Raw genomic sequence first — 23,058 nt, forward strand, 5'->3', positions numbered from 1 at the left:
GTGCAATGCCTACTTGCTGGTGTTACGGGTATTACCGGGTTGCTTTGCCAAACGGTAAACACGGACACGGGCATAGCCTGACTCACTATTGGCGAGCGTGGTCCAGCTCCCCTTGTGGCCGGTGTTCAGCCTCTCGATAAACGGCGTGACCTCATCATCGGTTTTCGTACCCGCCAACACGATGGTTATGGTGAAGTTCGCCAACATGGCTTCTGCTGATGCCTTAGAGAGCGCCAGTACGTCTTTTGCGTCACTTTTTGCGAACACTTTTTCGGTGGTCATCGTAATGCCTCGTCTGTTGTCTGAATGCATGCAGTGAGCGTAAAGCCTACTTGCGGGCCTTACTGGTGTTCTTGTACTCGCCTTGGTACTCGAACTGGCGCAGCTCGCGGTCGTTGGCAAAGCGGGCATCACCGTGCAGCGAAGTCTTGGGCTTCAAGCGCACGAAAACGGCCATCAACGTAACGCCGACCGGCAGGAACGTCAGGGCTGCCGTCACACACCACGACCAGGGCACGTACAGCATCCGCCGGTCGTTCCAGGGCAGCTTGCGGGCCTCCCACAGCGTGTCCCAGGACAAGCCCGCGAAGTGCCCCTGGGTCAGTTGCAGAAACATCGCTCCCCCTGCGTACAGGCCTGCCACGAAGAAAACCAGCATCAATGCGATGACCAGTAATGTCAGTCTCCACCACATAAACTTCTCCTGTCACCCTGCCGGACGTGCGTGTGCTCGGCCTCCTGAACATGAGCACGTGCAGCCTCGAAGGCTGCAAACGTCCTCGGATAAGGCTGGATCGCTTCGATCATCTTGAACACTTGCCCCAATGCATCACGGTTGTGCCGCTCGCGTTCTACAAGGGCTTTCTCCAGGCCGTGTGCTGGATTGCGCGTAATGCTGTTGTGCAGCGTGACGTAATCCATCTGGATGGCTTCGGCCACTGCGTAGAACTGTGAGTAATTGAGCAGCAGAACGTATGGCTGCGTGGGTGGCTTGGGCCTTTCTGCTACGCGCTTATCGCTACCGCGTGTTGCAAACATCCGAGTAAAAATCCGTTTCAACCGCATGACACACTCCTATTTAGCGTCGTTGACGCTGGCCATTGAGCAAGGCCAGCTTGTGTTCGGGTTCGTAGTACACCTGGACGATCTCGTGGTTTTCCATGTAGATCTCCACGTCGAACGTCATCCGTACTTTGCGCTCGATGTACTCGATGTCCAGGCCCCTGCCGATTTCGGACTGTTTGACCAGATCCGCGACCCTTGAAGCGCCTTCACCTTCATTGGCGTGTGCCGTGGTTACCCAGCCACCTTTACCTGTGTTGGAGACCTCCATCAGGTGCCAGACTTCATCGCCAGTCAGCTCGGCCAGAACCACATGGTCAGGCTTCATCCGCATGGCGCTGGCGATCAACTGTTTGGGGGTCACCACATGCCCATAGAGCAGGGTCACGTGATTGGGGTGCAAAGGCAGTTTCAGTTCATCAATCTCGGCAATCGTCAGCATCCGCCGGTGCGGTGGAAACCGGTCGAGCAGCGACAGACCGTGCGTGGTTTTGCCAGAACCCGGCCCGCCAAAGATGGCGATGTTCTGACGGTGGGCAATGGCAATGTCGTAGAAACCTCGCCAGTCGCAATCGGCATGACAGCGCTTCATCTCGTGCTGCCAGTCCTTCAACTCCAACACGCTCGAAGACACTGCCCGAGTGCGGTCATACCGACCCTCCCGGATGTAGTCGTCGAGCGTGAAGCGCTCCAGGGAAGGTTTGCGAAACGTCATCGACAAGGTGCCTTTCTCGCAGGCCGGGGCCATGACGATCTGGCCCCGCTCCCCACCCGGCAGCTCCACCGTGTGAATCGGTGAATGAGGAGCCAGCACGCGGTAGTTCAGCGCACAGAGCGCATTGGCCAGCCGCCAGCACAGGTTGTAGGTGAGCCAGGGCGCGTCCTCGCGCACCCAGCCGTCTGGACCGTCTACCCAGATTTCAAAGGGCCGGTTAATGGCCACGTCCTGGGTGCCGGGGCGATTCAGGCGCTCGGTGACGCCTGCCTGGTCGAGAAAGTCCAGGACCAGCGTGTCTTCGGTCAGCCCTTGTTCCTCTGGGTCTTGCGAGTGATCTGGTTCTTGCGTCATGAATACTCCTTAGCGGTTCTCGAAAACCGATGAAAAGTCGATGTCGCGGGCCACGATGACGGTGATGACCGTGCCTGGCAGCAGATGCGCGGTGTCCGGGATGTTGATGGTGCTGTCCAGCGCCTTGTTGGCCATGCTCTCCACGTTCTGCTCGCTGTTGTTCACCGTGTAGCCCCCGGACCCTGAGCTTTTCTGCGTCGTGTTGGACGCAGCCTGAAGCGCGTCCTGGATGAACGACAACATCACCGCACCGCCAAAGCGCTGCATGTAGTGACGATCGATCCAGGCTTCGGTCCCGCTGGCTCCCATGGGGCCTGCACCCAAGCTGTCAATCTTGGCCCGCACACCCGATTGGGTTTCGATTTCGGTCCAGGTGGTGAACACGCTGGTTTCGCCTGGCCCCACCTCAACCGTCTGTTCGCCAGTGAGCTTGTCACCTGCCGCCGCAATCACCGTGGAGCCATCAGCGGAATACAGCGGATCGGTCAGACGACAATCCACCATCCCTGGGTGGGTACTGATGATTTCGGTGTACAGCGCGCAGCGCGTGTAGGTGTTGTGGCTGACCAGGTACTTGCGGTTCGGTGCCAGGTACGCCTTGGCCGGGGCAAAGGTGGTGCCGCCCAGGTCACTCAGACTGCTGCGTTTTCGGGTGGACGATTCACCACCCAGCCCGCCGCTCGATCCGCCTTGCACGTCAGCCAGCAATGAAGGCGGCAGGGAGGGCTGATCGTTGGTCGGCTGTTGCGGCTGAGTATCCGCAGCGCCGGTGCCCATCGCATCTTCCGAAGTGACGAACATTGCAGCCCCCAGTTTGCGTTGCCGGGGGGTCTCCACGACCGGTGTGTTCTGCCCGGGCGGTGGCGGCACACTGGCGGCATGTCCCTGATCGGTCGATCCGCGATTGGCGTCCCTTTTATCCTTTTCCTCCTTCGCCAATCGGTCTCTTTCAGCGCGGGCTCTCCTGTCCTCTTCGGCTTTGTCAGCGGCCAGCTTGGCTTCCCGAGCCTTCTTCATGCTGTCGTCACTGCCCAGATTCACATCCAAGGTCGCGTCCTTCTTGACGTGGGTTTCATCAACCTCTGAGCCGGTAGTTTTCATCTGGGAAATGGTGAAGTACCAGAGTCCGCCAATCACCAGCAGCCCTACAAACACCAGCCCGGCCAGGCCCAGGTAAAGCGACTTCTTGTTTTGGGCATCGCCTGTGCGTTTGGCCCGCACGTCAAAGGCCCCACGGGCCTGGGTGCTGGCGGGCTCCGAGGCCGGGGCGTGTTCCGTTGCCGCTCCTTGCTCCGTGGTCGCTGCTGGAGCCGCTGCGTGTTCGGGCGGCACGATGCTGTCCGGCCCTGGTGTGCTATCCGGAGTTTGGTCATTGTCATTGTTCTGCATGCTTGAGCTCCCGAATCTCGCCGGTGGTGGTCCCGTTGAAGTTGTACCCCGTGTTCACCTGAGCGGTAGGCCGGGCCTCTACAACCAGGCTGTTCAAGCGGAACCGAAACAAGCGGCTCACCCCATGCACCACGACCACGTTCTGTTCGTTGTGCGCGTCGGCCAGGGTTTCGGTGCCATCGGGCAATACCTGGTACAGCACCGGGCGAGGCCCGTTGCCGGTGAAGCGGAAGCAGGTCAGCATGCCGTTGTCCCAGCCCTCATACGGCGCTATGGACCGGCTCTCTGCACTGGAGCGCTTCTGATAGGGGCCGTTTTGCACCGGGCCGTCGCAGGGGTTGCCAGGGTCACGGCGTACCGCGCCGGATTTTTTCGGCGGCTCGGGGTAGGTGAAGCGCAGCGCGTAGGTCATGTCCGCAGCCCGAGTCACCAGTTTCAGTTCCAGCAGGTAGGTGTGCCGGTTGGTGTTGATCACCAGATTAGTATTGGGCTCCTGGTCGGTAGTGGGCTTGATGGCCACCAGGTTACCGGCCTTGTTCGGACCGATGGACCAGGCCTTGGGATCACCTGACACCATCAGGCCTGATGCCTCGTTGATGGTCTCGTTGGCCGGAAGCTGTACCAGCGAGGTACGACCCACCGAGGCCTGGATGCGGTACACGTTGTCCGGGCTGTAAACAGCGGTCTGCACGCGCCGGTCGAGTGATGAGCCGGTGCCCAGGCTCTCGGCAAGAGCCGGGACGACACACGTTAAGGCCAACAGCGCCGCGAGGCCTGAGACGGCTTTATTTCCCATTGGACACCCCCACTTCCTGGGTCATCGTGTAGGCCTTGACCCCAAAACCTCGGGGGTTTAGCCACTGATCACCGGCTTTTTTGGCAGGATTTTTGTAGTCGTAGGTCACCGTCGCCACCCAGGTCACCGGGGCCAGCTGAGGATCGGGCGTGCCGTTGCGGTCCAGCACGGTTTTGGTGATCCGCACCTGGGCGGTGCCTTCCCGGTCTTTGCGTTCCAGGAAGTTGATATTGTTGATATCCGTGCGGATTTGCCGGTTGGTCCCCAGCACTTCCAGATAGCCCTTGGAGGACAATTGGAAGTTGCGGTACTCGGTAAACGTCTCGCCGTAGGACATCAGCTCCACCATGCCGAACTCTGCGTCGTGGCTTGAGAAGTTGTAGCTCTCGCGAAACCGTACATAGGCCGAGAGCCAGAACTCGTCATCGATCTGCTCCGGTGGCTTGCCCTTGTCGTCGGCCCACACCACGTCCGTGTAGCCGGAGTTGTTGTCTACCCGTACCAGGCCAAGTTGCACGGTCTTGAGCGGGGTCAGGCCCATCACGGCGGCGATGGACATAAAGGTCAGCACACCGAAGAAGCCCGCCAGGCGACGGGCGTTTTTGGTCTTGGCCTTCTCGTCGGCGGCGATGTTCTTCTCGAAATACCGCGCTGCATGGATGAATGCCTGTTCGGCCAGGCTGATTTCTTGTGCGGTGGCCGCGTCGATGCTGGTACGGGCGGCCAGTTGCCGCTCCTGCTCGATCACGTCCTGTTTGGATTTTCGTAGCTTTCTCATAAGTCACCTAAACCTGGACATACACGTGCTTCGCGGATCAGTTCGCGGAGCATTTGGAGTCGTTGGGCGGGGCCTCGGCGGGCTTTGCCGGGGAGGCGGTTACCGGTCGCTTTTGCTGGGTAGTCTTGAGCGGCTGGGCCTGGGGCGCGGGGCTTGCCGCTGGCTGTACCTGGCCAGGCAAGGGTGCGGGCGTTGTCACAGGGGCAGCCCGAGGCGCAGGGGCATGGGTAAAGGGCATGTCTTCCCACTGCCCTTCTGGTTCGGACAGTTTGGGTGCAGAGCCACACCCTGACAGCAGGGCAGCCGAAAGCAGCCCGCTCAAAGCAAGTTTGACATTCATAGTGGAGTACCTGAGAGAAGCGAGGGTGTTGCGAGTAGGGAGAGGGCGTAGCCGGTGAAGCGGTGTGCTATTTGATGTTGTTGCGTCCCCTCCGCAGTTTGGAAATGCCGGCAGCGGCACCGCTGGTCATGCTTTTGGCTGCTCCAAATCCTGAAATTTTGCTGATCATTCCGCCTCCGGAGGGGCCACCGCCCATGATGGAGGCTGCTTGCTGAGGCAGTTCGATCACAAGCGCTGTGAACGTGCAGAAGACAATCAGGATGGTGAGATTCCCCTCCAGGGTGGTCGTCAACGTTCCGTCTTTAATCATCACGGTGTTGATAAAGCCGATTTCGATTGCCAGCACAACCGATATCAACACCTGAGCCAACATAAAGCCTGCGATGGCTGAAACCCACCCCCAGAAATACTGCCGGGTCTGGTCAAACAGCAAAAAGGCGATGAACAGAGGCCCTACGGCCACAACAGCCGTTGTCGAGACTTTCAGTACAAACAGCGTGGCGACGGCGGCCAGCAAGAACGGGATACCGCCCAGCACGTAAAACACCACCCCCTGAATGCCCAACCAGATTTTAGCAAAACTGGTTGTTACGATATTGAATTCCATAGCCCCTATCAGGGCGCTCAGGTTCGACGCATAAGTAACAATCAAACTGTCGATCTGGTTGGTTTGCGTGCCCTCCTGGCCGGACAAAATCCCCCCCATCCAGTTGGGCAAGCCAGTGATAAAGGGCACAATCGTTTGTACGTACCATTGCACACTGAACGCACACGCGGTGATGGCAGCCATTTTCATAATTTCTTTGGCCACATCCTCGAAGGCAACGTTCATCCCCCGGTACAGCCATTGCATGTTTCGCAGCGTGAAGTGGATCAACCACATCGTCCCGAAGAGCGCTCCAAGCCCCAGCATCACCTTGGCCATCCCGGTGACCAAGGCGCTTTGCAGAGCAGCATCAACGAAATTGAACAACGTCTGGGCTATCTTTGTTACGTCCATGCCGCCTCCGTTATTTTGCGCGGGTATAGGTGATGTAATCGAAATAGATGACGTTGCCTTCCAGGCGCATGGTTACAAGACCATTAGCCATGCTTAAGACACTATCCGACTCCGCCTTGGCTTCAAATCGCTGCATGCTTTTTTCCCTTTTGCCATGCCCCAAAATATCATCTGTGGTTTCAAGGTTTACGTGAAACAGTTCTCCGTCTTTGGAGATATCCATGACAAAGGTTGGCTTGCCCATTCTTTTCATGTTTTCTCCAGTCCATCGCCCCACAAATCCATCCCCTTTGCTATCGAAGCAACCCGACAGCGCCAGTGCAAACAGGACCAAGCAAGAAAAAGCAGTCATTCTTTTAAACATGGGTCATCTTCCCTTTTGAATTTATTGGTTAATCACTCATAGCTAGGCCGCACGCTCGTTTTACCGTTCATGTAGTCACTGAACGCTTGGGCCCGTTTTTCGTTTTCCATCTTCTCTTGCTGCTGCTGAAGCATCTGCATGTTGGCCAGCCGCATCTGCTGGTTTTGCAGCTCGATCAGCTCCTGCTGGTAGCGCAGCTGTAAATCCTCCTTCTGCTGTGGGGTCGTCACCTCGTTCAACCGGGCCCGTAGGAACTCGGCGTTCTTGACCCGTTCGGTGCTGGCGTTGTAATTGCGTTCCAGCGCATCGGCAACCGACATCATCTGGTCGAATTTCTGCTGCACGCTGGCATTATCCGAGGTTAAGCCGTAGCGGTCACGCAAACTGGCGATGTCCCGTGCCGTGCCGTAGACATCGGCCCAGTCCCCCATGGGCATCACCTTGTTCAAGGCCGGGTCGTTCAGGAACCCACCCAGCATGTCATTGCCGGTGATGATGCTCTTGTAGTGGTTGTACTGCTGCGCGGTCTCGCGGATGGCGTCCTTGGCCGTGGTCAGTGCATCCATCGCCTGCTTGGCCTGGGCCAACGCATTCGCCCTCAGCGTGAGCAGGGTAGACGGGTCCAGGACCGGCACGCCTGGCACTGCTGCGTAGGCCGCAGGCAGGGCGGCGGTCAGCATGAGCGCGCTCAGCGCGCAAACCAGCATCTGCTTTTTCATGACGCATTCTCCATTTCGTTGTGTTCCTGAAGGGCCTTCCAGGCTTTCTGAAAGGCCGGCAGCCAGCGTTGTGCGTCTCGCGTGTTCATGGACTGGCGCAGGTTGTCGGCGTAGTCGAACGCAGGCAGCCATACAGCGGGGTCGTCGGTGTTCAGCCATTGGCGCACGGCCTCGGCCACCAGGAACGCATCGACCCACACCTTGGGATCGGTAGTGCCCAGGTGTTGCCGGATACGCTCGGCGACCGCCAGGTTCATTTTCGTGGCCGACAGCAACGGCAACCAGTACTTGAGTGGGCCGCCCAGCTCCATCTTCAGCTTCACCGTCTGGTGACCCTGCTGCACCACCATTTCCCGGCTGAGTTTCCCCATGTCACGCACCGCTTCGAACAGCTTGCCCTTGACGCCAAACTTCGCGTAGTTCTCCGGCAGGGCCCTTTCATTGGGCAACCACATGGGGGTGGTCACCTGCTGAATGACCGCCGGAGCATACTTCGTCGCCAGCGCTTGCTCGGGGTACTGGGTGTCCATGATCAGGATTTCCCCGCGCATGCGTCCGCTCTGCAAGACCTCCTGGATGGCATCCGCCGTGCTTTTGAACGACAACGGTGCCCAGTACTCGGCCACCACATTCAGCAGCAGGTTGCCGGGGCGGGCCTGGTGCATTTCGCGCTTCATGTAGAACAGCGTGTTCAGAAACGCCTCCATGACCTCGGGGTGTTTCTCGGCATAATTGTTTTTGAGTAACTGCGTGCAATCGAAGGCGAGACGCCGGTAGGTCTGCGCATCGAACTGGTTGACCGGCGAGTCCAGTACCCAGGCGTATTGCCCTACACGGCCTTCACCGGCCAGGCGACACCATTTCGATAGCCGGGTCCGCAAGCAGTTTTCGCCTTGCTCGGGGATGTTTCGCAGCAGCAATGACATGCTGCGATTGCGCACGTTGGTGTGCGCCATGACCGCCTCGATCGAGTCCTTGATCCTTTTCTGGTCAGCGTCGTTGCTCTTGTCAGGACCACCGGCGCAGCACAGCACCAGGTCAAACAGCATTTGCCGCAACCCCGGACTGTCGTGAAACTGGAACGGGTTGACGCCGGTGAATTGCCCCAGCTGCACGGTGTAATACTCGGCCCCCAATGCACACAGCAGGTGCCTCAGCGACTCGTTGTAGTCGATGCCGAAAATCAGCGGATCGAAGCGGCTGAGAAAGGTCAGCAGGGTGGCCTCAGCGGTGGTTTTACCGACCCCCGTCTGGCCCGTGAAGACCGCATGCCCTGGCAGCATTTCACCGAGGTTGTTCTGACCGGGCGGGCTGTCATGCACGTTGAGGACATACAACGCCTTGTTGGCCGTCAGCACGGGCATCACACCCGTGCCATCACCGATGGGGTTGCCCTTGACCTTGCCCGTGGGAGTGGAGTGCAGGGAAAAGCTGCACGCCAGGTTCTCGGTCGATTTCATCATGGGGTACATGGCCTCGGTCACACCGGGGAACTGCGTGTACCAGGTGTCGATGTTGCTCATGGTCGAACGCACAAAGGTCGCGTCACGCACCGTAAACACCGACGCCATTTTCGTGCCGTTCTCGATGGCCTGGTCCGGGGTCTTGCCGAAGACGATCAGGGAGGCGTGATAGCGGCCAAACGCCTTGTCGCCCAGGGTGATGGCCTCGATGGCATTTTCAAGCTCCTCGGTCTGCTTTGAATCACGCTCGACCGACCCCAGATCCGCCACGTGCTTTTTGAATTTGTCCTTGGCCTTGTTACGGTCTTCGAACAGAAACGTTTGCACCAGGGTGAACTCGAACTGCTGCTCGATGGCCTCGTCCCACATACCGGGGTAGGTCCCGCCACTGGGGTAGTCGCGCAGGTCAAAGGTGGTCGCGAAACGCTGGCCACCCCGATTGGGCCGGTTCTCGACAAAATCGTAGTTTTCGAAGTTGGTGACGCTATCAATGATCGCGTCCCCCAGGCGGGTATCGCTGACCAGCACGTCTTTTTCGTGCCCGTTGATCAGCAGGCTGTAGTAGCGCCCGATCTGCGAGAACAGCGCACCGTGTTCGTTTTCCTCCAGCCCCATGATGACCGGGTCATATTCGGCCAGCAAAGTTTCGGACAGCGACAACAGGTCGCTCATGCGCTCGATCCCTTCATCCACCTCGCGGTACTTGAGGATCAGGGCAATGCTGTACCCGACTTGGTAGAAGGTGCCGTTGCGAAACGGTGCGGTGTAAGCGTCCACGAAGTCCTGAAGCGCGGGCAGCGGCAAGGTGTATTGCGTGTCCAGCTCGATGCCCGTCTTGGTGATGTAGGTTTGCAGCATCAGGTGCTTGCCTTCCTTTTTGCCCAGGGCCAGGAAGTAGCGGTTGAGGTTATGAAACAGGTGGACCAGTTCGTCATCACTGCGGGTTTCGCTGGAAACCCCCTTCAACTGGATCAGGCTCACCAGGCGATTGCCGGGCAGGGTCACCATGTGTTCGTGGACCGGATAGCGCATCAATGGCGCTTTCTTTTCCGGGGGCATAACGCTTGTGTGAAAATCGTGCGCCATAGAATTCATTCCATTGCGGGTTAAAGGGGGTCAGCAACAACGGTTTGCCGTACTTGAGGCTCAGCCAGAGACGCCGCCGCCCAAAGCGGATGCGGCGCAAATATTGAGGATCAATCAGGCCCACGACCCTCAAGGCAATGAGGGCTATCAGGAACGGGGCGGCAGCGACCAGGCCCCACACCCAGGACAGCAGGAAGGTTGCGGCCACACCGAAGACCAGGCCGCCCATCAGCAAGCCCACCATCGGCATGATGGGGATGTTCCAGAACATCGCGGGCCGACTCATCGCGTTGTAGCTTTCGAAGGTCAGTTTCTTGAGTACTTCGTTACTGGCCATAAGCGCTCCTGGTCAACCCGGCACGCCGGTGCCGAACACCTGCCAAGCCGCCGTGGCCAAGGCCACAGACCCACCGACAACCAGGATCACTCCGACTTGCTGCAGGTAGTCCATGAAGGTGTGCGAGCGGTCGCCCGTGGAGCGAGCAATCAGCCATTGGGCACCTGACCAGATCAGGCAAACCAGGCCCAGGGTGCCCGCCAGGGTATAGAGGCCCAGGCGGATATTGCTGCCCCACTGGTTCAGCGTGCTGAGCCAGTCGGCGGAGGCGATGCCGGGCAGGCAGGCCACTGCCACCAGCAAAATGCAGAGTTCGCCTTTGTTGGGCACAAGGGTACGTTTGATCATCATTGATCCTCTTTGGGGAGAGTTGAGGGTTGTTCTGGGGGTGAAGCCGGAACAGCAGGTGCAGCGGATGGAGCAGAAACAGGCGGTGGCGCAGGTGGCAGATAGCGCGGGTACTGGCGCAGCACGTCCCAGCTTTCATAAGTCGGCTCAACGGTGGACGCCGGGGCCTGAGCGGGCTGGAGCTGGCTCGGATCAGCTGAACTACTTTCCAGAGCCGGTACGGTCACGGTGGTACCGTCTGCGTTGGCCAGCACACGCTGCACGTGGCTGCTGCCACCGAATTCGGCCTCGGCCTTGAAGCCGCGTTTGGGGTTGCCGCTGTAGTAGCAGGAAATAGCCTTGTGCAGCGCTGCCTGCCGGTTGGGCTCCTTGGCGCTGGCACTTGCGTAGCACTGTCCAAGAACAGCGGCAGCCATGCGCAGGTTGGTGCAGGGTTCGAATACGGGTTCGGGTCGGCTGACATCGAAATGCTGCCGGTTGATTTGGCCCAGGCCGATGCTGAAGTCTGCCCCTTCCGCGACCAGCTTTTTCACCGCCAATACGGCTTCATCCAGGCTTTGCGGTTGACGCGGCAACACTTTGCCGACCACGCCAATGGCATAGGGATTGAAGGAGGATTCTGTCTTGACGATGGGAGTAAGCGTGGCGGGATGTATCGAGGGAGCGCATTGCATAGCCAGGGCCAGGAAGGCGCTGGTGGTGAGCATGTTCAAAACTCCTGAGTTACGGAACGACTACTTTCTTGCAGCCTCTGCAATGAGCTCCTGAACGGCCTGCTCCAAATAGTTATCGATCAGGTAGCGAGCGAGCTCCGAGGGTGAAATCTGCCTGGAGCTTTGGGTTTCATAGCTCACCCGTATCGCAGCTTTGTTCAGCGCCTCCACCCTGGCCGGGCGGATATAAACGCTTACTGTCTTGGTGGTTGTTTCATCTTCGGATGACGCCATGGGAACTCCTAAGGGCTGTGAGAACGCAAAAAAACACCGCCTGGCAAAACCAGGCGGTGAAATGGGAAATCGTGGGAAGTAGTAATGCCTAGGCGGCACGTACCCTCGAATAGCAAAGGGTTCCGTGGCGCCTGACAAGGCGCTCCAGCGCTGCGTCCTGGGCCAGCAGCGCAAGGAAAGCCGCTCTGCGCGCAGCATCAGATTTCATGTCGATGATCAGACGCAGCGTTTTTTCCAGCTCTGTCGGCAAATTACGAAACTCGATGCAGTCAAGCTGACGGTTAGAACGAACCAAGGTAGCGGCTTTTAATTGCTCGACCGTAGCGTCCTGCACAACACAGGCCCTACCGCCAAACTCACAGGAGCTACCGCCAAACTGAACGAACCCATGAGCGCCATTCAGCGCGGTGATAGTCGTCGTGTGCGTGACCTCAGGATCGAAGCGCAGCAGCAGATAGCCAGGAAACAAACGCACCTTCGTCTCTACCGATGAAGGGCGATCCGGACGTTTGCGGTAGGTAGTGCTTTCGGGGGAATACACCTCCACGTCCAACTGTTCGATCAACGTGATAAGTGACTGATGTACGGCAGAATTGTGCATCAAAACACGCCAATTTTTCATATTCAGAACCTTCCGATCAGGCGCTCTTTCGAATTCCCAAACCGCTGAGCGCAGGGGCGAGTGGTGTGCTGATGGAAACCAGCTCCATCTGTACTGGGCCGGGATGGTCACCAGGTGATGGATTTGTAGATAACAAAATAGAGCAAACAAAAGAAAAAGTAAATGAAAAACCATCTATTAGATGGTTTGTTTTCTTTTCCGTGAGCCAACTGCATGAAACCATGCGATTTTATGGGTAAAAAATGGACACGCTTCGAAGCTTCGTAGGAGCAAAAATCAAGGCTCTTCGTAAATTGTCAGGCATGAGCCAAGCAGCCCTTGCTGAAAAAATAGGCTGTGATGCGCCGCTTGTAGGCTGTTACGAAAGAGGAATTCACCTCCCCGGCGTTGAGCAGTTGATAAAAATCTCGATGGCTTTTGATGTAGCTCCTGGCGAACTGCTACCAGGTGGCCAAGACGTACTGAGGACGCGCCTGATATCGCTTAGACAGGCAATCGCTGACAAAGCAATAGAAGTTGATTCGCCAGAATCTCTAGAAGAGATTCTGGCATTCATGAATAAATTCACGACTTACAACAAGTCTGATGAAAAATAACACGCCATATCAAACATCAGCCCAGGCCGTATTTACGTGAAATTTCCATTATTCGAAAACGTCGTTGGTAATTGAATTCAATTGCTTCGTGATCTATTGGAAAAATACCATCCGACAACAAAGATGCGTACTTTTCGTCTAAACGTATCAAGTCTATCAATTCTTTTATTTCGACTCTCACTTCATCTTCATCAATTATCATTATTTTCTCCAACACGGTGCACGCGGCATCTATGAAAGGTCAGAAAATCTATTTATCAGTTTTTGAAATTAGAACTCTTACCACCTTGATCAAACGCGCTGGCCACGACTAGCAAAACTGCTGATAAAACCAAGATCAGTACAACGCTATTTGTTGAGTGCGTTGGAGAACTTGAAACCAAGGATAACGCTCCAAGCGGGGCTAGGCCACCCGCTATAGCAGTTCCAATCTCACGACCAGTACCAACGCCTGATGATCTTGTGTTGGTAGGAAACTGACGACTCAAGAAAGAGCCTTGTGGAGCGAACATCATAGGTGCAAGTACACCAGTTGCAAAACCAATAGCGACACAGATCCACAAGCTCTGCCCTGTCTCCAAGAGCTGCATGAAGGTGTACGCAAATATTGCAGACAGCGTCCCTCCAGCCATCAATACTTTTTTGCTGCTCCAGCGATCACACAAAGCGCCAAAACAAGGAACCGTGAAAATTGCTATTAGACTGGCAATGGTTACAGATAGCGACGTGGTATTTGCGGAGACTCCCTTATACAAGGTGAGGTATGCGAGTGAAAAGGTTTTGAATATATAGCTTAATGCATTATACCCAATTGCAACAAGAAGCACGACAACAAGACCTTTAAAGTCTTTCTTAAGCAAGGTCAGCAAAGGCGCTTTTTCTATCCCTGTGTTCGACGTGACCTGTGATTTGTTGTCTTCACTGATCTTCTGGAACGCAATCGTTTCTGGAATGCTTCTGCGCACCCACAATCCAACCATGACAAGAACGATACTGGCTATAAATGGAATTCTCCACCCTCCAGAAAGCAAGAATGCTTCACCTTGCATCGTCAGAAGATAGACCGTCAACGACGACAGAAGCAGCCCCAGGTTCAACCCTAGAGCGGGCCATGCGCCCTGGCTGCCGCGCTTGTTCTCGTCAGCATGCTCATACGCTGTGACAGCTGCAGCAGCGAGTTCAGCACCTGCGCCTAGACCTTGCAAGATTCGAATCACCACCAACGTTGCCGGTGCCCAAATGCCTAGCGTGGCATAACTAGGAATAAGTCCAATGATTGTTGTGCAAAACCCCATTAGGCAAAAGGTCACCATCAACATACGTTTGCGGCCAAACTTATCTCCGAGGTGTCCGAAAAGAATACCTCCCAACGGTCGAGCTATGAAGCCGATTGCGAAGGTCGAGAAAGACAGTAAGGTCGCATTTTGCGCATCAGCAGGATTAAAGAAAACTTTAGAAAAAACCGTGGCAGCCATCAATGCATACAGATAAAAATCATACCACTCCAGCATTGATCCAACGATTGTTGCAGCGGCAACCTTCCGCAAACGAATTTTGCGCTCGGTTTTAGTTTCATCTGGCATCAATCTATTTTTATCACTCATGGTTGTATCCATACTATTATAATTTATGTTAACTGCACTGCTTAAACTACAGAGCCTTCTAGTTTTGCCACTATCATTTCTGCAATTGGAATCGCCGATGTGGCTGCCGGTGATGGCGCATTACACACGTGCAGCATTCTGGATGTTTGTACAAACAGAAAATCTTGTACAAATCCTCCTTTGTTTGTGACGGCCTGTGCGCGTATGCCTGCGTCCGAAGGTTTTAAGTCTTCAAGGTTCAAAGAGGGATAATACTGTTGGCATTGCTCCAGGTAGCTTTTCTTGCAGGCCGAGTTTCTAATTTCGCTGACACCCGAGCGTAAGTTTTTGCCAAGAAGCTTCCAAAAACCTGGATACAAACTATATTCCAAAACATCGCGAGCATTAAATGCAAGTTTATTGTAGCCTTCGCGCGAAAGCCCAAGCACAGCATTAGGCCCAACCGTAACCCCTCCATCAATCATGCGAGTTAAATGAATCCCGAGAAATGGAAGCCCTGCTTCTGGCACTGGGTAGATCAGGTGATTGATGCTATTGTTTTTTTCTGACGGTAAACGAAAGTATTCACCACGAAAAGGTATGATCTGAAAATCGACATCTAGCCCAGCCATTGCAGCTAGACGATCAGACTGTAAACCCGCGCAAACTACGATTTTTTTGGACTTCCAGGATAACGCTTCTGATGACACCGATACGTGGCTCTCATGCTCCTGAATTGCGGCTATCGTTTGACCAAATGCTATTTCCCCACCGGCTTTAGTTATCAAATCAGCCATGACATCTGACACGATTCGGTAATCCACAATACCGGTGCTGTCTACAAACAGTGCACCCAGACCTGTAATATTGGGTTCGCGTTGTCTTAGCGCCTGAGCGTCTAGTCGTTCAACGTTGAGCCCATTCTGTCTGGCTCGCTCTTCAAGACTGCTGAGCAAGGCAAGCTGCCGAGGATTAGATGCAACAAGCATTTTCCCGCAAACTTCAAACGGGATCTTGTGTTCGGTACAGAAGGCTTTGGTCAGTTCTGCCCCGCGCTTGCACAGTCGGGCCTTCAAACTGCCAGGCTCGTAATAGACCCCTGCATGGATGACCCCGCTGTTGTGACCAGTTTGGTGCTTTGCTATCGCGGCCTCTTTTTCCACGAGCACCAACGAAGCGCCGGGATGAGCCCTAAGTAGTTGCATGGCTGTGGCCAGCCCCACAATCCCACCCCCAATCACACAAAAATCGTAAATCATGAAAGTCCTTTTTATGTCTGGTTGTCTGACAACGAATATGAACGGCGACAGGTACTGGTGCCCTCACTGACACCGCTACTCCATCACATCTATATTGAGGCGTAGAGCGGCAGAATTCAGATGCAAGCGAGCGCAGTTAGCGGCTTCAACCGGGTTGCGACTTTTGATCGCATCGTAAATTTCACGGTGCTCGCGATTGGCACCGCTTGGACCTACCGCAAGCTTTGACGAGTTTTCCCACGCCATGAAACGAGCCCGGATGAGCTGGCTTTCAAGAAAGTCATGGAATGCAGCCAGGTATTCGTTTTTGCAGGCAGCTACGATGGCCCTATGAAATTCCACATCCGCCTTTGAAGATGCTTCAAAATTCCCGGCATTACCTTCCATCAGTGAGATGGCGTCAGACAGCCGCTCCAAATCTTTCGTCGTGTGCCGTTGCGCAGCCAGTGACGCGGCTTGTATTTCAATGCACGAGCGTAATTCAAACAGCTTAGCGAGATCCGCTGCATGGCTCTCGCTGCTAGGCAGCCTAAAAACCGTTCCAGATGGATTTTGAGAAACAAAAGAGCCGTTGCCTCGACGAATCACTAGCACGCCATCGGCTTTCAGCTGTGAAATGGCCTCGCGCACTACCGAGCGGCTGACACCGAACTGATCAGCCAGCTCATGTTCTGTTGGCATCTTCGAGTCGGCTTGGAGCCCCCCGCTCGCTATTTCTTTGCGTATCGTTGACACGACACCTTCAACAAGGGATTGAGGTCGTGAGAAGCTGAGCATAATGTTTTTGTCCTGTTGTCTGACAATAAGGCTAAGGAATATAGGATCCAAATTCCACTTTTCCCGACGAATGGCTGTGGGTGAGATTATGTTGATTCTCGCTTAGAGCGCACCGGCAGCAAGCGCGGAGCTGGGCAGCCCACAGCCACAGCCACAGCCACAGCATTGAATTGATGCTGTTGCGTCTTCATTTTCATGGACACTAAAAAGATGCCGCAGCCCAGAACGGGCTGGGCTGGGCTGGGCGTGGACAGGCTGTTACATCATGCCCATATCGTGCAGATGACAGGTGAAAGCTATCGACTCAAGGACAAGCGCAAAGCAGGAACCAAATCTTCTCGGGCCGAACCGGCTCGAAAATATGAACCCGAGGGGGGTCAAAACTAAGTTGGCGATTTAGCACGGAAGGGGGTCACTTTTTAGTTGGCGTTGACACCTATTTTTCGGCGAATGGGCCATCGATGCTTTCAAAAACGACCGCCACGCCCCTCAAGGCGGTGAGGGCTACTAGGAACGGCATGGCAGCGGCCAAGCCCCACACCCAGGACAGCAGGAACGTCGCGGCCTTGGTCGATCACTTCAAAAGCGGTTAAGCCACTTCATCAAGGCTTCTGCTACGCACGGAGGGGCCATGTGGCCTGCGAACTCTCGCAGCAAGTGCAGATACTTAGGGTCTGAAAGCTGGCATATGGGCAGGTTACGGACTGTGTTATAGTCTCGCTCGGACATAATCTTCCCTCCAGGGAGTTTTGTTCACGCCGGGGATGGTGACAGCCATACCCCGGCATCTTATATTTTTAGCTTCTACTGCATACTCATGATGAGTTAATACTCATGATGGGTTTTTCTTCAAATAATCCGCTACGAACTGCTCGACTTCTTCTTTCATCGTTCTCCCATTGCGCATGCAAGCAATGCGAAAACGCTCATGCGTTGAAGCATCCAAGTTAACGTTCAACCGTTTCTCTTGTGCCTTGCTTGCCTTTTCCAGCTCTCTAGGTGCATTTTGTTGTGCACGACTAGTCGCTGCTTTTAATAGGGCCATTACCCGTTCTCCACTAACCGTTTAATTTCTTCTGCGAAAATTAGAGAATCTAATCGTGCGCCGCTATTGCCGCTGGTGACTGGTGTTTTACCTTGTGCAATTGACGTTGGGAATGCGATCCGGTCATGCAGCGCACTACTCAACACAGGTATTCCATAATCACTTAGCGCGTCGGCTGCTTCTTTCCCAAGTTTAGTACGGGGGGAAAGCCGGTTAACAAATAAAGCTGCTTGTAGACCGGGCCGGTGTGCCTGATGTGCTTTTACCAGCTCGACCGTTTCAGCTACCGCCCATATGTCAAAGACACTGGGGGCACATGGCAGCAGTACAAGGTCTAAAAATGACAGCACCTCGGCAGAGAGCCCGCCCGCTGTGTCCACCACCACAAAATCTGCTGTCGGCAGATGCCGTAAGTCATTGGCTTGGGTAGCAGTGAACACCTCTAGCGTCTCCGGGAGGTTTGCCCCCTCGGACCAACGCTCAATGCTTCGTTGCCGGTCCAGGTCCACCAGAAGAACGCGGTACTTTTGAGCAAGCGCGCCTGCCAGGGCCAACGCAGACGTGCTTTTCCCTGCACCGCCTTTCTGCGTAACAAAGCCTATCGTTTTCACGCCAATCCCTCTTGATAAGTGAGTAAATACACAATATGAGTACGATTATTGTGCATCGTTTTCGCGGTCGAGCTGAAAGCTTTCGGTAGCAGCAACATTGCTCCACTCATCAGACGCCAGATAAAAGGCAGCCATGTCAGCCGATACGGCCCAGCGAGCCATGAACCTCTTGATCTTTGCTGGCATGCCCAATAGTGCCACCTGATCTTAATGTGTATAGGCTCATTACACACCAAAACTCACATTGTGTAAATACTCATTATGAGTTTTATCTCATCGCTCTTTGGCAAGAGCGCCTGCTTTAAATCTGCTCTACAGAAGTGGGGCTCTGCTTTTGGGATGAGGCGGATGATTGCTTGTGCTTGAGCGTACAGCATGTGAGTAAAAACTCAATATGTACATAATGAGTTTTTACTCATAAATCTAAGGCCTTTTCGGAATGTGTACATACACATCTTTCCCATAAAGTGTATTTACTCATAACAATGATGTTCAGCAGCTGTAATGGCTCAAATGGGTAGTTCTTTCTAAGGTAGCTCTTTAGGGTTGCGTTTAGGTCAATTGGGCCACGCCTGATATGCTGGGTCTATTTGGGTATACCAAAATGGGCCATACGATGACGACTCTCAATGTTGCGCGGGTGTACCTGCGTGTCAGTACCGAAGACCAGGACTTGCAGCGCCAAGAAGCGATCATTGGCAATGCGCGAGCATCGGGCTACTACGTGGCTGCGGTCTATCGCGAAAAAGCATCGGGCGCTCGACCCGACCGTCCCGAGCTGTTGCGCATGATAGAGGACCTGCAACCAGGTGAAGTCGTCATCGCTGAGAAGATCGACCGAATCAGCCGTCTTCCCTTGGTCGAAGCAGAAAAGCTTGTGGACGCGATCAGGGCTAAGGGCGCACGCTTGGCAGTGCCCGGCATCGTCGATTTATCGGAATTGGCCGAGGCATCCAGTGGCATCGCCAAGGTGGTGTTGCAAGGTGTACAAGACATGCTGTTGCGTGTGGCACTGCAAATGGCCCGTGACGACTTTGAGGACCGTCGAGAGCGACAGCGGCAAGGCATCGATTTGGCCAAGAGCGCTGGTCGATACAGAGGGCGTAAACCAAATGTTAAAGTGCATGAAAGGGTCATTGCCCTTAAAAGCGGCGGGTGTAGCATTGCAGAGACTGCGCGGCTGGCGGGCGTCAGTGTCAGCCAGGTAAAACGTGTTTGGTCGCAGTACCTGGCGGCTAAGACAGATGTCTGAGGCGCTGCCTTGGTCCAGTGCCCGTCTGTGACCTTGCTGAAGCATTTTCAGTCTCTCGGTCAACAGTATCAAACCCTTTTCATTAGGCACAAAAATGCTCGATTTATCCGCAGAGCAACACCAGCTGGCGAAGGTAGTCCATGATTATGCCAGCCGATTTCCATCGACAGAAAGTGGCGATAGCCAGCTACTTCAGGGCTGCTATGACTATATGATGGCTTTCAAACAGGTGCTCGACAGCTCATCAAAGGTCCAGATGGACTACATCTGCCTGCAATATCCAGGATTTTTTCGTTTCGCGAAAATGATGGAGTTGCTGGCACAAGGGATTGCTGATGGCGTCATCCAGGTACCAAAAGAACACTAACAAGGGTTGTAAGCCGGGATTGCAAGCCGTTACACCTATGCATCAATTCGTTTTGGACAGCCACAGAGCTAACAGAACTGGAAAACCACTACCCGAATTTATCTGTAGATCATATTGATGTATATTGTAATCTACAGACCATAAACTGGGAGTGGTGAACATGAGCCAAGCGACTACTGCACGTGCACAGTCCACCAAGGATGCTGGCGCGGTGGCACTACGCACCGCAGTGACGATCATGGAGCGATGGAAAGCGACACCTAAGGATATCGAGAACACCCTTCGTATATCACGCAGCACCTACTCGCGCGCCAAGGATCAAGGTCGTTCCGTGAGCTTGGATAATGATCAAATTGCACGTATCAGCCTTATCCTGAACGTACATGGTGCGCTGAGAACAATCTTCGACAACCCAGAAAACGTCTATGGCTTTCCACGAATGGCCAACGACAACGAATTTTTTGATGGCAGAGCCCCGCTGGAAATCATGTCCACAGGCTCATTCATCAACCTGTACGAGACTTACCGTCGCATTGACGTGTTACGAGGTGCCCAATGGTAAGCGCTGCTGATCTGAATGTGCTGCGCGGGGGAGGGAGCATCAAGTCATACCGCTTGGTGAACTCCAAGTTTCCTCCGATTGCCTTGTTCGATGACGTGGCCAGCGCTGACGAGTTCGATATCCTTTACCAAGTTCAGGCCCTGACGAATCCCCGTCTGCAGAACGAGGTAGGCGACCTCAACCTGATCCCTCGCAGCGAAATACCTTTCGGCATCACTGGCTGCTCCTACGCCACCGCGCCGTTCACACACGTGAACCCTGACGGCTCCCGCTTCAGCGATGGCTCGTTCGGCATGCTTTACCTGGCTGCCTCCATGGATACGGCCATCGCCGAAGTGCGCCATCACCAAGAAATGTACTGGAGCAAAGTGCAAGGGCTGAACTACGAGCGTTTCGTATTCCGTGGTCTGACCTGCGAATTCGACGAGGTGGGTGTACTGGACGCAACTGTGCTGTATCTGACGGACGCGATCTATGCTCCAAACGATTACAGCGCCTCAAGAGCGCTCGGCCGCGAAGTGAGGAAGGCCAAAGCTTCGGGTCTGCGCTATCGCTCCGTTCGCTCGCCTGGCAATACCTGTTGGGCGCTGACTACCCCTCGACATGTTGATTCGATTATCCAATCAAGCCATTACGAAATGGTCTGGAACAAGAAAATCACCAGCGTTAATAAGCTCGTAGCCAGCGCGTGAGAGCCCAAAATTGCTACTGAACGCCTGGATACCGTGCCGACGCAGTACGTCCTTGATCTGAAAGTAAGGCGCACCCATTTTCACATACGGTTTTGTATCGTAAGCGCGAGCAGCTGTTATGGGGGTTGTAAGCCGGAGCTGCCGAAATTTCCGTCATGGGCGGGAAGCCAGTACTGGTGCGGATTGACGCCAAACAGTTGTATTCCCGCAGCGACGCCGCCAAGCCGAAAACGGCTTGATTGAGCGGCCAAATATGTACGGAAAACCGTATCGGATAAGGTCGGTGTGGCAGGCAGCTCTTGGCTCGCCTATGCTCCTTCTCGCCAACAGATATGGCGCAAAGCCACTTAGCACTCAGGAGTCAGGTTGTGATCACGGAATTGAACATAGATGGCGTCACCAGTTACAAATCCAAGTCTACTCTCTCGCCCACCAACAAGACGTCTCTCATCTACGGGCTAAATGGTGCAGGTAAGAGCACCATCTCCGAGTTTTTGTACAATCATACCGAACCTCGGTTTGCTAAATGCAGTCTGAAAACCAGTCAGCCATGTGAAATTTTGGTGTACAACCAAAGCTTCCTCAACGACTACTTTTACGAAGAGGACAATTTAAAAGGAATTTTCACCCTCTCGAAAGAGAACAAGGTTGCACTCCAGCAAATCGAAGCCGAGACGAAAGAGTTGGAGAAGCATCTGACCGCTCAGCAAGAGAATTCAAAGCGGGCCACTGAAAACGCCACCAAACTCGATCAAGAAAAGACCAAAGCAAGCGGAAAAGTCTGGGAGATCAAGACGAATTTCACGGGTGGGGATCGCGTCCTGGAGTTTTGCCTAGAAAGCCTCAAAAGAACAGAACTTCTCTTCCAGCATATTATTGGATTACCTCTGCCGGAAAATGCACCTAGCTACACCATAGATGGGGAGCCTAGAGAATTCGGAAAAAATCGTACGCTAAGGTTTTCCGAGCTGTCGTAACGGCCTGAATTTCCCGTCTTCCAGCTTGCGGCTCTGCCGCCAGACGTAATCGCCGGTCAGGTTGACGTGCTCCCAGCCCAACGGCGACAGATACTGATACAGGTCGGGGTTGTAAGCCGGAATCTCAGAAATTTCCGTCACCCTTTTAAGTCCCCCAGGCGGGGGGCTCGACGAGAGCGACAGACCTTGTGTGTAGAAGTTTCAAAATGCTTATGCATCAAGAGACAGTGCCCTGCCCGAAGATATTTACATTCGGTGTGCCTTGGGCGTATACGCCCAAGGCTTGAGGCAGGGAGTTATTGGTTAATTCTGCGGTCTTCGTGTGCGAGCATCGTAAGGCGTCTCTGTAATTCAACAAGGTCAGCTCTTGCTTGGCGCAGCTGTTGTGTTGTATTCGCTATTTCGTCAGGATTGGCCTCTTCTGTAGCGTCTTCAAGCTCTTCAGTAAGGTCGTTAACAAAGGTTTGTTTGTCCTGTATTTCTTGTCTCAATTCAGCAGCGGCCCCACGTGGGCAGACTTGTATGTCGCGTGACGATGAGCCGACATGAGAGACTCGTTTGCCCCCGCCTAATAGGGAGTTGGGTGTAACCGGGATTTCTAGCCCACCAACCGCAGGTTTGAAGTTTCGTTGTTGGAGCTGGTTGAGAGCGTTCAGGTGGGGGCTGTTGGAAGGGCCCGCGTGGGTGTTGATGTCTAAGCGTTGAGCATCAAAAGCTTTAACTAAAATTGTGTTCTGCCGGTCTTGGTGAGCTGGCCTCTCACCCAATTGGCGCAGTCGCTGCGCCTGCATGCTTAGTCTTGCCCCCGGCTTTTGTAGTCCTTCTGAAGCTTGGTTGATTGCGGTTGTGGTGGCATGTGGCGAGGAATTGGCGGGAGAGGAGGCGAAATGGTTTGGCGCTTCCTCCGCAGGGGTCGTGTAGTTGAAACTGGAATTAACTGAACTGGTTGAAATACGATTCATTGGGAAACCTATTTTTCAAAGGATTTACGGCGCAGAAGCACGTCTGCGGTCGTCA

General features: G+C 54.5%; 30 protein-coding genes and 3 pseudogenes. 8 read left to right on the forward strand and 25 right to left on the reverse strand.

All coding sequences use genetic code 11. From position 1 onward, the window contains the following. Positions 1-9: 9 nt before the first annotated feature. The 16 genes from PCPL58_RS01010 to PCPL58_RS01085 all read right to left on the reverse strand — a co-directional run bounded on the left by PCPL58_RS01010 (position 10) and on the right by PCPL58_RS01085 (position 12,320). Positions 10-282, reverse strand: a complete 273-nt coding sequence (locus tag PCPL58_RS01010) for a hypothetical protein (protein WP_044324439.1) — start codon at positions 280-282, stop codon at positions 10-12. A 46-nt stretch (positions 283-328) separates the two neighbouring features. Beyond that, positions 329-694, reverse strand: a complete 366-nt coding sequence (locus PCPL58_RS01015) for a hypothetical protein (RefSeq protein ID WP_004667995.1) — start codon at positions 692-694, stop codon at positions 329-331. Then, entirely contained in the window at positions 679-1,065 is a 387-nt protein-coding gene (locus PCPL58_RS01020) for a hypothetical protein (protein ID WP_065348624.1), read from the reverse strand. The genes PCPL58_RS01015 and PCPL58_RS01020 overlap by 16 nt, the downstream gene beginning before the upstream one ends. Positions 1,066-1,078: 13 nt before the next feature. Further along, complete coding sequence (gene virB11, locus PCPL58_RS01025) at positions 1,079-2,131, reverse strand: P-type DNA transfer ATPase VirB11 (RefSeq protein WP_065348625.1); 1,053 nt, start codon at positions 2,129-2,131, stop codon at positions 1,079-1,081. A 9-nt stretch (positions 2,132-2,140) separates the two neighbouring features. Next, on the reverse strand, positions 2,141-3,520 hold the full coding sequence (locus PCPL58_RS01030; RefSeq protein ID WP_065348626.1) for a TrbI/VirB10 family protein: 1,380 nt from the start codon (positions 3,518-3,520) through the stop codon (positions 2,141-2,143). Beyond that, positions 3,507-4,316, reverse strand: coding sequence for a TrbG/VirB9 family P-type conjugative transfer protein (locus PCPL58_RS01035; RefSeq protein ID WP_065348627.1), 810 nt, complete (start codon positions 4,314-4,316; stop codon positions 3,507-3,509). The genes PCPL58_RS01030 and PCPL58_RS01035 overlap by 14 nt, the downstream gene beginning before the upstream one ends. Continuing rightward, entirely contained in the window at positions 4,306-5,094 is a 789-nt protein-coding gene (locus PCPL58_RS01040) for a VirB8 family type IV secretion system protein (RefSeq protein WP_065348628.1), read from the reverse strand. The genes PCPL58_RS01035 and PCPL58_RS01040 overlap by 11 nt, the downstream gene beginning before the upstream one ends. Positions 5,095-5,501: 407 nt before the next feature. Further along, the gene (locus tag PCPL58_RS01045) at positions 5,502-6,434 is read right to left on the reverse strand and encodes a TrbL/VirB6 family protein (protein WP_065348629.1); all 933 of its coding nucleotides are present in this window, start codon (positions 6,432-6,434) and stop codon (positions 5,502-5,504) included. A gap of 10 nt (positions 6,435-6,444) precedes the next feature. Further along, a complete protein-coding gene (locus PCPL58_RS01050) occupies positions 6,445-6,798 on the reverse strand; it encodes a hypothetical protein (RefSeq protein WP_065348630.1) in 354 nt (117 codons plus the stop codon). Positions 6,799-6,830: 32 nt separating this feature from the next. After that, positions 6,831-7,517: a P-type DNA transfer protein VirB5 gene (gene virB5 / locus PCPL58_RS01055; RefSeq protein WP_065348631.1), complete on the reverse strand. Its 687-nt coding sequence runs from the start codon at positions 7,515-7,517 to the stop codon at positions 6,831-6,833. Continuing rightward, entirely contained in the window at positions 7,514-10,012 is a 2,499-nt protein-coding gene (locus PCPL58_RS01060) for a VirB4 family type IV secretion system protein (protein ID WP_232002778.1), read from the reverse strand. Before PCPL58_RS01060 ends, virB5 begins: the two co-directional genes overlap by 4 nt. After that, the gene (locus tag PCPL58_RS01065) at positions 9,915-10,403 is read right to left on the reverse strand and encodes a VirB3 family type IV secretion system protein (protein ID WP_060404295.1); all 489 of its coding nucleotides are present in this window, start codon (positions 10,401-10,403) and stop codon (positions 9,915-9,917) included. Before PCPL58_RS01065 ends, PCPL58_RS01060 begins: the two co-directional genes overlap by 98 nt. Positions 10,404-10,415: 12 nt before the next feature. Continuing rightward, positions 10,416-10,751, reverse strand: coding sequence for a hypothetical protein (locus tag PCPL58_RS01070; RefSeq protein WP_020325459.1), 336 nt, complete (start codon positions 10,749-10,751; stop codon positions 10,416-10,418). Continuing rightward, on the reverse strand, positions 10,751-11,458 hold the full coding sequence (locus tag PCPL58_RS01075) for a lytic transglycosylase domain-containing protein (RefSeq protein ID WP_065348633.1): 708 nt from the start codon (positions 11,456-11,458) through the stop codon (positions 10,751-10,753). The genes PCPL58_RS01070 and PCPL58_RS01075 overlap by 1 nt, the downstream gene beginning before the upstream one ends. Before the next feature lie 27 nt (positions 11,459-11,485). Continuing rightward, positions 11,486-11,698 (reverse strand): hypothetical protein, encoded by a 213-nt coding sequence (locus PCPL58_RS01080; RefSeq protein ID WP_031599400.1) that lies wholly within the window; start codon positions 11,696-11,698, stop codon positions 11,486-11,488. A gap of 88 nt (positions 11,699-11,786) precedes the next feature. Continuing rightward, positions 11,787-12,320, reverse strand: a complete 534-nt coding sequence (locus PCPL58_RS01085) for a transcription termination/antitermination NusG family protein (protein ID WP_031598405.1) — start codon at positions 12,318-12,320, stop codon at positions 11,787-11,789. Positions 12,321-12,391: 71 nt separating this feature from the next. Between PCPL58_RS01085 and PCPL58_RS30430 the strand changes: the two genes are divergently transcribed. Then, complete coding sequence (locus tag PCPL58_RS30430; RefSeq protein WP_157893872.1) at positions 12,392-12,559, forward strand: hypothetical protein; 168 nt, start codon at positions 12,392-12,394, stop codon at positions 12,557-12,559. 3 nt (positions 12,560-12,562) lie between these two features. Next, the gene (locus tag PCPL58_RS01090; RefSeq protein WP_003319387.1) at positions 12,563-12,916 is read left to right on the forward strand and encodes a helix-turn-helix domain-containing protein; all 354 of its coding nucleotides are present in this window, start codon (positions 12,563-12,565) and stop codon (positions 12,914-12,916) included. Between the two features lie 16 nt (positions 12,917-12,932). Here PCPL58_RS01090 and PCPL58_RS31825 read toward each other — a convergent pair whose 3' ends face one another. The 4 genes from PCPL58_RS31825 to PCPL58_RS01110 form a co-directional block, all read right to left on the reverse strand. Further along, positions 12,933-13,118, reverse strand: coding sequence for a hypothetical protein (locus tag PCPL58_RS31825; RefSeq protein ID WP_065348634.1), 186 nt, complete (start codon positions 13,116-13,118; stop codon positions 12,933-12,935). Positions 13,119-13,173: 55 nt separating this feature from the next. Next, complete coding sequence (locus tag PCPL58_RS01100) at positions 13,174-14,520, reverse strand: MFS transporter (protein ID WP_083188280.1); 1,347 nt, start codon at positions 14,518-14,520, stop codon at positions 13,174-13,176. A gap of 41 nt (positions 14,521-14,561) precedes the next feature. Further along, positions 14,562-15,758, reverse strand: coding sequence for an L-2-hydroxyglutarate oxidase (lhgO, locus tag PCPL58_RS01105; protein ID WP_065348636.1), 1,197 nt, complete (start codon positions 15,756-15,758; stop codon positions 14,562-14,564). Between the two features lie 75 nt (positions 15,759-15,833). Next, the gene (locus PCPL58_RS01110; RefSeq protein WP_065348637.1) at positions 15,834-16,535 is read right to left on the reverse strand and encodes a FadR/GntR family transcriptional regulator; all 702 of its coding nucleotides are present in this window, start codon (positions 16,533-16,535) and stop codon (positions 15,834-15,836) included. A gap of 246 nt (positions 16,536-16,781) precedes the next feature. Between PCPL58_RS01110 and PCPL58_RS28690 the strand changes: the two are divergent. Next, positions 16,782-16,922, forward strand: a pseudogene (locus tag PCPL58_RS28690) (ATP-binding protein); the annotation flags it as partial. Positions 16,923-17,007: 85 nt separating this feature from the next. Here PCPL58_RS28690 and PCPL58_RS31830 read toward each other — a convergent pair. From PCPL58_RS31830 to PCPL58_RS01120, 3 genes and pseudogenes are all read right to left on the reverse strand, one after another. Then, positions 17,008-17,088 (reverse strand): annotated as a pseudogene (locus PCPL58_RS31830) (conjugal transfer protein); the annotation flags it as partial. 279 nt (positions 17,089-17,367) lie between these two features. Next, positions 17,368-17,580 carry a plasmid partition protein ParG gene (locus PCPL58_RS01115; RefSeq protein WP_031598413.1) on the reverse strand — a complete coding sequence of 71 codons (213 nt, stop codon included), beginning with the start codon at positions 17,578-17,580 and terminating at the stop codon, positions 17,368-17,370. Next, positions 17,580-18,191, reverse strand: a complete 612-nt coding sequence (locus PCPL58_RS01120; RefSeq protein WP_054988361.1) for a nucleotide-binding protein — start codon at positions 18,189-18,191, stop codon at positions 17,580-17,582. The genes PCPL58_RS01115 and PCPL58_RS01120 overlap by 1 nt, the downstream gene beginning before the upstream one ends. Before the next feature lie 616 nt (positions 18,192-18,807). Between PCPL58_RS01120 and PCPL58_RS01125 the strand changes: the two genes are divergently transcribed. The 5 genes from PCPL58_RS01125 (at position 18,808) to PCPL58_RS01145 (ending at position 22,041) form a co-directional block, all read left to right on the forward strand. Continuing rightward, a complete protein-coding gene (locus PCPL58_RS01125) occupies positions 18,808-19,443 on the forward strand; it encodes a recombinase family protein (RefSeq protein WP_065348638.1) in 636 nt (211 codons plus the stop codon). A 94-nt stretch (positions 19,444-19,537) separates the two neighbouring features. Further along, on the forward strand, positions 19,538-19,810 hold the full coding sequence (locus tag PCPL58_RS01130; protein WP_065348639.1) for an arylsulfatase regulator: 273 nt from the start codon (positions 19,538-19,540) through the stop codon (positions 19,808-19,810). A gap of 160 nt (positions 19,811-19,970) precedes the next feature. Next, a complete protein-coding gene (locus tag PCPL58_RS01135) occupies positions 19,971-20,372 on the forward strand; it encodes an antitoxin Xre-like helix-turn-helix domain-containing protein (protein ID WP_044310948.1) in 402 nt (133 codons plus the stop codon). Next, positions 20,366-21,064 (forward strand): RES family NAD+ phosphorylase, encoded by a 699-nt coding sequence (locus PCPL58_RS01140; protein WP_044310949.1) that lies wholly within the window; start codon positions 20,366-20,368, stop codon positions 21,062-21,064. The genes PCPL58_RS01135 and PCPL58_RS01140 overlap by 7 nt, the downstream gene beginning before the upstream one ends. 368 nt (positions 21,065-21,432) lie before the next feature. Next, on the forward strand, positions 21,433-22,041 hold the full coding sequence (locus PCPL58_RS01145; protein WP_065348640.1) for an AAA family ATPase: 609 nt from the start codon (positions 21,433-21,435) through the stop codon (positions 22,039-22,041). On the opposite strand, the pseudogene PCPL58_RS30435 reads toward PCPL58_RS01145, so the two are convergent. Both PCPL58_RS30435 and xopO read right to left on the reverse strand, forming a co-directional pair. Further along, positions 22,018-22,143 (reverse strand): annotated as a pseudogene (locus PCPL58_RS30435) (hypothetical protein); the annotation flags it as partial. The gene PCPL58_RS01145 and the pseudogene PCPL58_RS30435 overlap by 24 nt on opposite strands. A 194-nt stretch (positions 22,144-22,337) precedes the next feature. Beyond that, entirely contained in the window at positions 22,338-23,003 is a 666-nt protein-coding gene (xopO, locus tag PCPL58_RS01150) for a XopO/AvrRps4 family type III secretion system effector (RefSeq protein ID WP_032641726.1), read from the reverse strand. Positions 23,004-23,058: the final 55 nt, after the last annotated feature.

It is taken from the genome of Pseudomonas cerasi (assembly GCF_900074915.1).
Taxonomy (GTDB): domain Bacteria; phylum Pseudomonadota; class Gammaproteobacteria; order Pseudomonadales; family Pseudomonadaceae; genus Aquipseudomonas; species Aquipseudomonas cerasi.